11 protein-coding genes are annotated in these 11,625 nt (G+C 71.8%); 2 read left to right on the top strand and 9 right to left on the bottom strand.

The window, feature by feature from the left end; translation table 11 throughout:
• Positions 1-93: 93 nt before the first annotated feature.
• Together AB0C19_RS06355 and AB0C19_RS06350 are read right to left on the bottom strand one after the other, a co-directional pair.
• On the bottom strand, positions 94-2,763 hold the full coding sequence (locus AB0C19_RS06355) for a carboxylate--amine ligase/circularly permuted type 2 ATP-grasp protein (protein ID WP_357180320.1): 2,670 nt from the start codon (positions 2,761-2,763) through the stop codon (positions 94-96).
• A 113-nt stretch (positions 2,764-2,876) separates the two neighbouring features.
• Complete coding sequence (locus tag AB0C19_RS06350) at positions 2,877-3,449, bottom strand: DJ-1/PfpI family protein (protein ID WP_357180317.1); 573 nt, start codon at positions 3,447-3,449, stop codon at positions 2,877-2,879.
• Between the two features lie 53 nt (positions 3,450-3,502).
• Between AB0C19_RS06350 and AB0C19_RS06345 the strand changes: the two genes are divergently transcribed.
• Positions 3,503-4,447, top strand: a complete 945-nt coding sequence (locus AB0C19_RS06345) for a DJ-1/PfpI family protein (protein WP_357180314.1) — start codon at positions 3,503-3,505, stop codon at positions 4,445-4,447.
• Between the two features lie 113 nt (positions 4,448-4,560).
• Here AB0C19_RS06345 and AB0C19_RS06340 read toward each other — a convergent pair whose 3' ends face one another.
• From AB0C19_RS06340 to AB0C19_RS06320, 5 genes are all read right to left on the bottom strand, one after another.
• Complete coding sequence (locus tag AB0C19_RS06340; RefSeq protein WP_357180311.1) at positions 4,561-5,913, bottom strand: cellulase family glycosylhydrolase; 1,353 nt, start codon at positions 5,911-5,913, stop codon at positions 4,561-4,563.
• A gap of 110 nt (positions 5,914-6,023) precedes the next feature.
• Positions 6,024-6,626, bottom strand: a complete 603-nt coding sequence (locus AB0C19_RS06335) for a dihydrofolate reductase family protein (protein ID WP_357180308.1) — start codon at positions 6,624-6,626, stop codon at positions 6,024-6,026.
• 133 nt (positions 6,627-6,759) lie between these two features.
• Positions 6,760-7,326 (bottom strand): helix-turn-helix domain-containing protein, encoded by a 567-nt coding sequence (locus AB0C19_RS06330; RefSeq protein ID WP_357180305.1) that lies wholly within the window; start codon positions 7,324-7,326, stop codon positions 6,760-6,762.
• Positions 7,327-7,330: 4 nt separating this feature from the next.
• On the bottom strand, positions 7,331-7,891 hold the full coding sequence (locus AB0C19_RS06325) for a hypothetical protein (RefSeq protein WP_357180302.1): 561 nt from the start codon (positions 7,889-7,891) through the stop codon (positions 7,331-7,333).
• Between the two features lie 33 nt (positions 7,892-7,924).
• Positions 7,925-8,284, bottom strand: a complete 360-nt coding sequence (locus tag AB0C19_RS06320; RefSeq protein ID WP_357180299.1) for a hypothetical protein — start codon at positions 8,282-8,284, stop codon at positions 7,925-7,927.
• Positions 8,285-8,456: 172 nt separating this feature from the next.
• On the opposite strand from AB0C19_RS06320, the gene AB0C19_RS06315 reads away from it, so the two are divergent.
• Complete coding sequence (locus AB0C19_RS06315; RefSeq protein WP_357180296.1) at positions 8,457-9,434, top strand: aldo/keto reductase; 978 nt, start codon at positions 8,457-8,459, stop codon at positions 9,432-9,434.
• Here the strand turns inward: AB0C19_RS06315 and AB0C19_RS06310 are convergent.
• Both AB0C19_RS06310 and AB0C19_RS06305 read right to left on the bottom strand, forming a co-directional pair.
• Entirely contained in the window at positions 9,428-10,192 is a 765-nt protein-coding gene (locus AB0C19_RS06310; protein WP_357180293.1) for a DUF2071 domain-containing protein, read from the bottom strand. The two genes, AB0C19_RS06315 and AB0C19_RS06310, sit on opposite strands and share 7 nt — an antisense overlap.
• 37 nt (positions 10,193-10,229) lie before the next feature.
• Positions 10,230-11,387, bottom strand: coding sequence for a winged helix DNA-binding domain-containing protein (locus AB0C19_RS06305; RefSeq protein WP_357180290.1), 1,158 nt, complete (start codon positions 11,385-11,387; stop codon positions 10,230-10,232).
• Between the last annotated feature and the right edge of the window lie 238 nt (positions 11,388-11,625).

Raw genomic sequence — 11,625 nt, 5'->3', positions numbered from 1 at the left:
CACCTCTCATCGGCTGGATCCGCTGGGGGCCGCTGACCGGTCCAGGCTTGGCGGACCGGGTTGCGTCCCGATGACGGGTGGGTCAAGCGTCGGTTACGCCGACGGTTCGTCGGCTCCACCGAGCAGCCAGGTGTCCTTCGACCCGCCACCGCGCGACGAGTTGACGATCATGCTGCCGGCCGGGGCCACCCGGGTCAGCGCCACCGGCGCGACCTCGGCGGTGTCGCCGAGGAACACGAACGCCCGCAGATCGACGTGGCGGGGAGCCAGCGCCGTGCCGTCGAAGACCGGGTGGGTGGTCAGCGCGATCATCTCCTGGGCGATCCACCGGTGCGGGGCCGCGAGGATCTGCTCCCGGACGGCGTCCAACTCCTCCGCCTCGGCGCGGGGGCCGATCACCACCCGGTCACCGCCGTACCCGTCGACCGGCTTGAGCACCAGCTCGTCGAGCCGGCCCAGCACCTCGGCCCGCTGCTCGGGCAGCCCACACAGGTACGTCGGCACGTCCCCGAGCAGCGGCTTCTCGCCCAGGTAGTACTCGATCAGCCGGGGCACGTACGCGTACAGCGCCTTGTCGTCACCGACACCGTTGCCCAGCGCGTTGGCCAGGGTGAGCCGTCCGGCGTGCACGGCGGCGAGCAGCGGCCAGCCCAGCGGCACCCCGTCCGCGCCGGGCGCGTGCAGCAGTGCCTCCTCGTCCATCCGCAGGTAGATCACGTCGACCTCCCGGCGGCAGCCCTCGCGGACCAGCCGAACCCGGCCCTCCTCCACCAGCAGGTCGCTGGTCTCGGTCAGCGGCACACCCATCTCGTCGGCGAGCAGCCGATGCTCGAACCACGCCGGATCACCGGGGCCGCTGCTGAGCACCACCACGGCGGGGTCGTCGGCCGCGGCGGGCGCGGCGGCGACCAGCGCCCGGTACAGCATCGCCGGCGTCTCGTCGGCGGGCAGCAGATCCTCCGGCACCGGCAGCTCCGGCAGCACCGCCCGGGTCAGCCGACGGTTCTGCACCGCGTAGCCGATCCCGGAGGGCACCCGCAGATTGTCCTCCAGCACGTACCAGCCGCCGTCCGGGTCCCGGACGAGGTCGGTGCCGGACACCTGGGCGCGGGTGCCTCGCCGGCCCATCAGCGCCCCGGTCGGGCGCAGCCCGGGTGAGGACTCCACCACCCACGCCGGCACCACGCCGTCGGCCACCACGGCCCGGTCGGCGTAGACGTCGCGCAGGAACGCGTCGAGGGCGCGGGCGCGCTGCACCAGGCCGGTACGCAGGGTCCGCCAGTCGGCGGCGGGCACCACCCGGGGCACCAGGTCGACCGGGAAGAGCCGGGTGCTCGCCTCGCCGGCCACGCTGAACGTCACGCCCCGGGCCCGCTGCTCCTCGTCCCGGTCGTGTTCGCGTTGACGCAGGACCCCGGCGCCGAGTTGGCGCAGGGCCGCGAGCATCGGCGCGTACGCCGGTTGCGGTCCGGCCGGTCCGAAGACCTCGTCACCGGCGTCGGCGTACGTGGGCAGCGCCGGCGGTGTCGGCGCACCCGGCAGCGGACCGCGGACCCGACCCCGGGTCTCGTCGAGCAGCAGGTCGACCACGTCGGCCAATCGGCCCCGTCGCTCGTACGCCCGCCGCTGCCGGGCGGCGGAGCTGCCACGTTCCAGCGCGTACCGGTTCAGGTCGCTGACCTGCTCCCAGTCCCCGATCGCCTCCAGCTGTGGGCGCAGGTCGGTCACCAGGCGGCGGACCGCCTGGGCGGCCGGCACCGGTCGGGCCGAGCGGGGCAGGTCGAGCAGGTCACCTTCCAACCCGGAGCGGGCGGCCCGCCACAGGGCGGCGCGCAGCACCGGTGGTCGTACGGCAGTGCGCTCCGCCCCTGCGCGCAGGGCGGCGACCTCCCGTCGGACGAGTGCCCGGAACAGGCCGGTGAGCAGGACTATGGTCTCCACGTCGGCGTTGGCGTCGGTGACCCGCAGCTCCACTGTGGGCACGTGCGCCGACGGCCGGACGTCGAAATAGATCATGGCGGGGTCGGTGATGGTCTCGGAGGAGATCAGCTCGGCGACCAGCGCCTCGTGGTCCGCGGCGCTGGTCACCTCGCCCGGGTCGCCGGCGGTGGGCCAGCGCTGCCAGACCAGGGACCGGACGCTCGCGTAGCCGCTGTCCTGGCCCATCCAGTACGGCGAACTGGTGGAGAGGGCGAGCAGCACCGGTAGCCACGGCTGGACCCGGCGGGTGACAGCCACCGCCAGGTCCCGGTCGGAGACGCCGACGTGCACCTGCGCGCCGCAGATCAACTGCTCCCGGGCGAGCATCTGGTACTCGTCGAGCATCCGCCGGTAGCGGGAGGTGGGGGTGACGCTGGGGTCGCCGTCGGCCCGCAGCGGCACCGTGCCGGCCGCCACGATGCCCAGACCGACCCGGTCGGCGACCTGGACGGCCGCCTGACGCAGCCGTGTCAGCTCGGCGCGGATCTCGTCCAGGGTGCGGCAGACAGCGGTGTTGGTCTCCACCACGCTGCGGTGCAGCTCGGCGGTGAACGAGGCCGTCGGCAGTCGGTCGAGCAACTCCCCGGCGCGGGGCACCAACTCCCGGGTGTGCAGGTCGACGACGTGGAACTCCTCCTCCACCCCGATCGTGGCCAGGTCCGCCGGGTCGCCGTCGTCCAGCGACAGGACCGGATTCGTACGGGGGGCGGGCAGCGTCCGGCCGTTTCCGGACCGGCCCACCGGCTCGTCGTACGTCGGCGCGTTCGTGGTGCTGTCGGCCATGGTCACCCCGGTTCGCGTGTCGGTGGTCTCGACTGTCCGACGAGCGTTCCCAGGGTTGGTAGCGGGGGCGTTTCCGGCGCGTTAAGGTGACGCGCCCGTTCTGTCCGCGCTGCTCAGCGAGTGCGGGTCTGTGGCCGGTACTCGATGGTCGCGCCGACCCGGTCGGCGGTGGCGACGCCGAGTTCCCGTTCCGTGAGCCACAGCCCCAGATCGAGGCCGGCCGAGAGCGCGCCAGCGGTGACCCGGTCACCGTCGTCGACCACCCGCTCGTCGAGGACTGTCACGTCGTGGGCGCGCAACTCGTCGTACGCGTTGCGGTTGGTGGTCGCCCGCCGTCCGGTCAGCAGGCCGGCGGCGGCGAGGAGCAGCGCACCGGTGCACACCGACGCCACCCACCGCGCCGATGGCGCCAGTGCGGCCAGCTTCGCCGGCAGCACACCGCGCTGCGCCTGCGCCCAGGAACCCTCCGGGGCCCGGTTCAGCCATCCGCCACCCGGGACGATCACGCCATCGGCCTGCCCCAGCACCTCGGGCACCTGGAGTTGGACGCCACGCATGCTGATGACCGGCCCCGATCGTTCGACGGCGACCAGCGCCACGTCGAAGCCGGCCATCGACAACACCTCGAACGGCCCGAAGACGTCCAGCTCGTCGAAGCCGTCGAACACCACGATCTCGATCCGCATACGGCCCAGAATCTCCTGCCGACAGGGCGGCGGCGAGTGGCATCCTTGCCATCATGCGTAAGAAACCCGCCACGCATCGGGTCGCCGTCCTCGCCCTGCCCACTGTCGTCGCCTTCGATCTGACCATCGCGACGCAGGTGTTCGGCCACGAGGGCCACGGCCGGTACGCGATGACGGTGTGCGCACTGGACTGTGGTTCGGTCACCACCACCACCGCCGGCCTGGAGCTGACCGTCGCCGCGACGCTCGATGCGCTCGACGACGCCGACACGGTGATCGTGCCCGGGTTCCGCCGTGGTCCGGCACCGCCGCGTGCTCTCGATGCGCTGCGGCGGGCGCACCGTCGTGGCGCCCGCATCGCGTCGATCTGCACCGGCGCCTTCGCGCTGGCCCAGGCCGGTCTGCTCGACGGCCGTCGCGCGACGACCCACTGGGCGCACGCCGACTCGCTCGCCATTGAGCATCCGGAGATTCTCGTGGACGCGAGTGCGCTGTACGTCGACGAAGGCGAGGTGATCACCAGCGCCGGACTCGCCGCCGGTCTGGACATGTGTCTCTACCTCGTCGGCCGCGATCACGGGCAGGCCGCCGCCATCCAACGGGCCCGCCACATGGTCACCCCCCTGCACCGCGCCGGCGGTCAGGCCCAGTTCATCCCGGTCGGCGTTCCGGATGAGGGCGACGAGTTGGCCGGGGTCATCACGTGGGCGAGCAGCAACCTGCACCGCCCGATCACCGTCGCGGACCTTGCCCGGCAGGGTGTGATGTCCAGCCGTACGCTGCACCGCACTTTCCAGAGTCGGTTCCGGATGAGCCCCCGAGCGTGGCTGATCCAGCAACGACTGCGCGCCGCCTGCACCCTGCTCGAGAACGGCGGGATCACCATCGACGAGGTCGCACGGCGTACCGGCCTGGGCACGGCGACCAACCTCCGTGCGCATTTCCAGCGGGCCTTCGCCACCACCCCTACCGCGTACCGGCGAGCTTTCACACAATGACCCTTCGATAATGGTCGTGGTGGCGGCCGGCGATGTCGGGGTGTCCCGCCGGCCTGGACACCCCGACACCAGCAGTCTCGATTCGATCAATCCCGGTCAAGGGGCCGCCGGGATCACCTCATGTTCGCCACCACGAACGGCGCGTGGCCGTGCAGGTAGTTGGTCCACCCACCGGTCACCGGCGCTCCCGGGCTGAGCAGGTTGGTGGTGTCGGTGCCGACGTCGAGCTTCCAGGCCGTCCAGGAGATGCCGTTCGCCTTCATCCAGTCGATCCAGGACTGTGCCTCCGGCAGGCAGGCCCGGCCGTCGAGGCCGCCATCGGCGTTGCTGGCGCCCCACTCCGTGACGAACAGCGCCAGACCCGCGCGGATCGCCGCGTCGCCCTTGGCGCGCAGCGACGCCCCGTGCGTGCAGGAGTAGAAGTGCAGGGTGTACATCAGGTTGGTGCCGCTGACCGGGCTGGCCGCGGCGACGTCCACGTCCTGTGACCAGGTAGGGGTGCCGAGCACGACGATGTTGTCCGGATCGGCGGCGCGGATCGCGGACACCACCGCCTGGTGGTACGGCTTGATGACGTTGGTCCAGCTGACCTGGAGCGGCTCGTTGTAGGGCTCCCAGATGACGTTTGGCAAATGGCCGTACCGGCGGGCCAGGTCACCGAAGAACGCCACCGCCTGGGACTGGTTGTTCTGCGCCTCGTGCGCGTGCCAGTCGACGATCACGTAGACCCCGGCGGTGACCGCGTTGTTGATGATGGTCTCCACCTGCGCGCGCGCCCTGGTCGGGTCACTGAGGTACGCCCCCGCCGGCTCCACGCCCATTGCCGCGCGGATCACCTGGAGGTTCCAGTTGTCGCGCATCCAGGTCAACGCGGAGAGGTTCTCGGCGTACGGGGCGGTCTCCCAGTTGAGCCACATGCTGCTGATGCCCCGTAGCTGCACCCGCGCGCCGGACCTGTCGCACATGGTGGTGCCGCAGACCCGCAGTTGCCCGTGCCGCTCGACCGGCGTGCCGGTGGTCGGCGGTGGTGTGGTCGGCGGCGGGGTGGTGGGCGGCGGGGTGGTCGGGGGTGGACCGCCGGCGCAGGACGCTCCGTTCACAGTGCAGTTGACCGGGGTGCCGGTGCCGTTGACGAGGAAGCCGAACGAGGTGGAGGCGCCGGCGCCGAGGGTGCCGTTCCAGGACACGTTGGCGAAGGTGTAGTGGCTGCCCGAGGTCGTTTGCTGCGCGTTCCACGACTGGCTGACCGTCGAGGAGGACGGCAGGTCGAACTCGACCCGCCAACTGGTGATCGGTGCGGAGGTGTCGTTGGTGACGGTGACCTGCCCCTGGTAGCCGTTGCCCCAGTTGTTCGTCACGGAGAACACGGCGGTCGCCGCGCTGGCCGGTGTGGCGGCGACCAGCGCCACCCCACCGGCGAGCAGGCCGGCGACGGCCAGGGTCGTGACAAGTCTCAGTGCGCGCATGCGGAACCCGCTTCGGATCGACGGTGGTGGTCTGAGGCGGGGCGGCGCCTGCGCGCAGGATATCGATCACTGGCGATGGGAGCAAGGTGGGGCACTGGCCCCCGCGGCGCTCAGGCCGCTGGGCGTACCCGGTAGGCCAGATGGGTGACGCCGTCGCCCTCGACGACGCTGAACGGGCCGTCCAGCTGAAGTGGCGCGATCTTCAGGTCGGCGAAGAGCGGGATCCCGGCGCCGAGCAGGACCGGGACGAGATCGACGTGCACCTCGTCGAGCAGGCCGGCCTCGACGACCTGGGCGGCGATGGTGCCGCCGTTGACACCGACCTCCTTGTCGCCGGCGATCGCCGTCGCCCGGGCGATGGCGCTCTCGATGCCGTCGGTGACGAAGACGAAGGAGTCGCTCTCCGGCTCCCAGCCCTCCGGCACGCTGTGCGTGACCACCACGACGGGCACGTCCAACGGATGCCGGCCACCCCACCCGCTGGTGATGTCGAAGAGCCTCCGGCCGACGACGAGCGCGCCGGTGCGTTCGGTGAGAGCCCGCAGATGCCGGGCGCTCGTGGCGGAGGTCCGGAAGGTCAATTCGGGGTCGGCCGTCGGCGTCTCGACGTCGCCGTTCTCGTACCACTGGAAGAGGTACTCGAAGCCACCGTGGGACACGTCCGCGATGTAGCCGTCCAACGACATCGTCGCCCAGGTCGTCACCTTCGTCATCGATCCACTCCTCGGTCCGTGCCGTGCCGGCTCGTCGGCGAGGCCCGCTGTCTGGCCCGCAACCCACTGTCGAAGCCGGCGCGACAGTCCTCGACACGTCGGCCGAGCTTTCTCCCAGTGTCGGCCCTGGCCGTCACTGGCGCAGCGCGTTGAGCACGAGGTCGGCGTACCGGCGCCACACCGCCGGGTCACGCTCGTCGAGCACGATGAGCTGCCGGACCGCGCCGCACAGGATTACCCGGATGTCCAGCTCCCCTGCGTCCGGGCGGACCTTGCCGGATGTTCGGGCCGCCGCCACCAGTTGCCCGATCAGATCCAGGATGCGCGCCGCGGGCACCAGCCTGCCCTCGAAGAACGCGTCGGCGAGGACCCGGTCGCGCGCGAGGCGTCCGAACAGGTCGGGCACGAAGGAACACCACTCCCGGTACGCGTCGACGCCGTCGAGCGCCGCGCGGGTGCGCTGCTCCAGCTCCTGAAACTGCCGCTGGACGACCGCGACGATCAGGTCTTCCTTGCTGGGGTAGCTGCGGTACACAGTGGCGCGGCCCACCCCGGCCCGCTCCGCCACCTGCGGCACCGTCACCTGCAGACCCTGCTCGCTGAAGAGCTCCCGGGCGGCGGCGATGACCCGCTCCTGGTTGCGACGGGCGTCCAGACGCCGATGGGGAGCATCGGGGTCGCTCGGCGTCGGTGGGGCCATGGCCTCAGTCTGCCCGCTCGGTCTCGTCGGTCAGCAGCGGCTCGTCGCCGTACACGGTGGTGAGTTCGACGTCGAGCACCGTGGCCACCCGGCCGAACGACCAGTAGTAGCCGACCACCTGGAGCACCTCGACGATCTCGCGCTCGCTGAGGAGGTGCCGCACCTGGTCGAAGAGGTCGTCGGGAACGCGCGGTGACCGCACCACCTCGGCGGCGAACCGGAGGAGCGTGCGGTCGTACGCGGAGAGGTGCGGGTTGTCGATGTCCCGGCTGCTGATGATCTCGCGGGTGCGCTCGTCGACGCCGGCCGCCGCCGACATCGGGCCATGCTGGGCTGCCACGAACTCGCACTCGGTGTACTCGGCCACGGTGAGGATGACCAGTTCCCGCGAGCGGGCGGGCAGCTCCAACGAGGTGAACTGCGCCCTCGCGAGCTGGATGAAGAGGTTCACAGTGCCGATCGAGTGGGTCAGCATCTTGACCATCGGGTCGGGCGGCAGGGCGGACAGGACGTCGCGGACGTCGGCCGGAATCGCGTTCGGGTCGGGGTCGGCAAGGCGGGGCATGGCTCTCTCTCCTGCGTTGGTCGTCGAGACGGTTCAGGCGGACAGGTCGAAACCCGTCTCGCTGAGGTGGCGGAAGCGGCCGTCCTCGGCGTACGTCCCGAAGACGGCGATCTCCCGTCTGGCGGTCGACCCGTCGGCCAGGGTGATCTCGTAGACGTGTCGTTCGGCGTAGCGGAGACCGTCGCGCAGCTCGTCGAGGACCAACACGGTGCCGCTGGCGATCTGACCGCGTACCCGGGTCACCATCGCGACGAATCCGGCCCGGTCGAGGGTCTCGCCGTCGCTGCGGTGGGTGTAGTCGGGGGCGTAGAACTCGTCGAGCGCGTCGGTCAGGTCGCGCGTCGGCTCGAAGACCACAGCGCGCAGGGCGTCGCTGATCCGTACCGGGTTCATCGGGGCTCCTCGTGCGTCGCCGTCGGTCACATCCGGACTCGCTGGTCCGCTTAGCGCCCACCGTACCGGACTCCAGAGTCCACTTCCGGTGAGAGTCGTCACGTGCCCGGGGAACACCCGCACCCCGCCACGGCGGGTGCGGGTCCGCCCGTCCGGTCGTAGCGTGGGGCGCATGCGAACCACCACGCTGGGCAGCACCGGCCCCGAGGTCGGCGTCATCGGCCTCGGCTGCATGGGCATGAGCCACGGCTACGACATCACCGGCCCGCGCGACGACGACACGTCGATCTCCGTCATCCGACAGGCACTGGACCTGGGCGCGACGCTGATCGACACGTCTGACGTGTACGGGCCGTACACCAACGAGGAGCTGGTCGGGCGGGCGCTGGCCGGCGGGCACCGGGAGCGGGCCGTGCTGGCCACGAAGGTCGGCCTGGTGGCCACCTCCCCCACCGGTGGCCCCGGCAACTCACCGAAGATCGGCAACAACGGCCGCCCCGAGCACATCCGTGCGGCGATCGACGAGAGCCTTCGCCGGCTCGGCACCGACCACGTCGACCTCTACCAGCTGCACCGGGTCGACCCGGAGGTGCCCATCGAGGAGTCCTGGGGCGCGATGGCCGAGATCGTCGCGGCGGGCAAGGCCCGGCAGATCGGGCTGTCAGAGGTGACTGTCGCGCAGATCGTGCGGGCCCAGGCGGTGCACCCGGTGGCGTCGGTGCAGTCCGAGTTGTCACTGTGGACGCGCGACCCGTTGACCGAGGTGTTGCCGTACTGCCACGAACAGGGCATCGCCTTCCTGCCGTTCTCCCCACTCGGTCGCGGTTTCCTCGCCGGCCGGTTCACCTCGTTCGACGACCTGCCCGCCGACGACTTCCGGCGCGGCCTGCCGCGCTTCCAGCAGGACGCGCTGCGCGCCAACCTCGCCATCGTCGCCCGGGTCCGGGAGATCGCCGACCGGGCCGGCTTCAGCCCCGCGCAGGTCGCCCTCGCGTGGGTGGTCGCCCAGGGTGACCAGGTCATCCCGATCCCCGGCACCAAGACCCCGAAGTACCTGGTGGACAACTGCGCTGCGGCTGACGTGCGGCTCAGCACCGAGAACCTGGCCGACCTGGACGCGTTGCCCGCACCCGAGGGTGGCCGCTACTGAGGCTCCGGCGGCCCGGCACCACGTGACCGGGCCGCCACCGGCGGGCCGAACCTCACCCCGACACCTGGCGAGTAGAGCACGCTGACCGGTGGCCCGACCGGTGCCGGCAGCCCGGCGGCGGCGACCAGCTCGTCATCCAGGTGCAGCACCTCGGCCCGGTGCAGCGGCCAGCTCGGATGCCAGTTCGGCAGGTGCAGCGTGCGCCCGTACGCCCGGGTGTGCAGCCCCCAGCGGGCGGTGACGAAGTGTTCGAGCGGGGTCGGCTCGACGATTTGCTCCCCCACCCGCACCACCAACCGGCTCGTCGCGCCCGCCGGCCCCGGCCAGCGCCGCCGGCAGCGGTAGGTGCGACGGTCGCCGTCGTGATCCAACCGCATCGACGACCAGAGGTACGGCAGGCGCAGCGTCGCCCGCGCCACCAGCACCGGCAGCAGGCGGGACGCGTCGAGCGACCGGAACACGACCGCTCGTCGGCCGGCGTCGTCGACGGAGTAGAGCCGGACGTTGGTCTCCCAGAACGTGCCGAAGTACGGGACCCTCGGGCCGCGGCCGAAGCCCAGCCCGACCATCCGGAAACCGATCAGGCCCACGTAGCTGACCCCCTGCATCGTGTCCGGACGAGTGCCGGTCGGCAGCAACGGCGCGACCACCTCCGGAGCGACGGCCCAGTGCAGGAAGGTGAGGTCCTCCCAGCGCTGGCGCAGGAGCGCCCAGGGGAACGCCTGCCGGGGCGCGTGGTCGACCGGTTCGGGGTGCACGCTCTCATCGTGGCCCAGGCGGTGGGCCGGCGTGGCCTCAGGCGTGCGGACCGACACTGACGGTGCCGATGGTCAGCGACGCCTTGCCCTCCAGGATCTCGCCGATCCGCTCGGCCTCCGCCCCCAGCGCCCGCTGCTGGGCGGCACCGAGCGTCCGCAACGGCTCGACTGTGACACGGATCGAGCGGCCGGAGCGGCGTTGATGCCACACGCCGACGACCACCCCGTCGACCAGCAGCACCGGATAGTTGCCGGCCTGGCCACCGGCGAGCGCCCGCTCGGCGGCGGCATCGGGGAACAGCCGTTCACGGGGGTGGCAGCCGACCGCGTACGCGTCGAAGTACGGCAGCAGCCGCAACCCGGACGGCCGGTCGTCGGGGAATTCGGTGTCGTCGGCGGTCACCCAGGCCCGGGTGCCCTCCACAGTCACCTCGGTCAGGTCCAGCGAATTGAACAGCAACGTCCCCCACCCCGAGGGCACCCCGAGCCACCGGGCGAACTGCGCCGGGGTGGCCGGCCCGTACGCGTGCAGGTAGCTGCGAACGAGGGCGGCCAGGGCGGCGGGACCGGGCATCGGCGCGAAGTCGGGCAGCCACCGGGTCGGGCTGGTGTACGTGCTGGCCCGACCGCGATTCGGGCCGAAGCAAACCACTCCGGCCCGGGTGGCGGCGGTCATCGCGGCGATCCACCGGGGCCACATGTCCTGGAACGCCTCCATCACCAGGTCGCCCGCCCACGGCCCGGTGCGGGCGACGACTTCCTCGGTCAGCTCGGCGGTGGTCAGGTCGGCCTCGGCGACCGCGTCGGCGATGGCCGCGAGGACCTGCTCGGTCTGTCGGGGCGTCAGCAGGGCCACGCTCCGCTCCCAGGACGGCGCCGGCAACGCGGTCAGCGCGCCGACCCACATCGGCAGGTCCGCCGCGGCGAGCAGGTGCACGGTTCCACGTGGCCCACGGGTCTTGACCAGGGTGCGGTCGGTCCACAGTGCCCGACGCACCAGGGCGCGGGTCGTGCCCGGCACCCGCAGCCCGATGGACAGCTCGGCGGCCGACGCGATCTGGGCCTGTGCGCCGCTGATCGCCGACACCACCTCGGCGACGCGTGCGGCGTCCGGTGCGGCGCCCGACGCGGGTGTGCACAGCCGGTGGCGCTGTAGTCGTCGGGCGGACACCTGAGCCCAGCTCAGCTCGATCACCGCAGATGCCCGTCGCAGGCGCTGACGCCGGCCGCGCACCACCGAAGGGCTTCGACAGGCCAGATCCTCATGCCGCCCACGCTACGACCGACGTGTGTCACTTTCCCGGGCGCGCACCCTTCGGGCGAGACGTCCCGGGTGGTGGCGGGTCAGTTTTGTTCCTGGTGCGGGGATGGTCAGGGTCACTCCGCCGACCGCCAGCGGAAGTGGACGGCACTCGTCCGATTGGGCTAGCTTC

It is taken from the genome of Micromonospora sp. NPDC048842 (genome assembly GCF_040649935.1).
GTDB lineage: Bacteria > Actinomycetota > Actinomycetes > Mycobacteriales > Micromonosporaceae > Micromonospora > Micromonospora hortensis.
The sequence above is the reverse complement of the archived record's forward strand: the minus strand, read 5'-3'. Positions and strand labels throughout refer to the sequence as shown.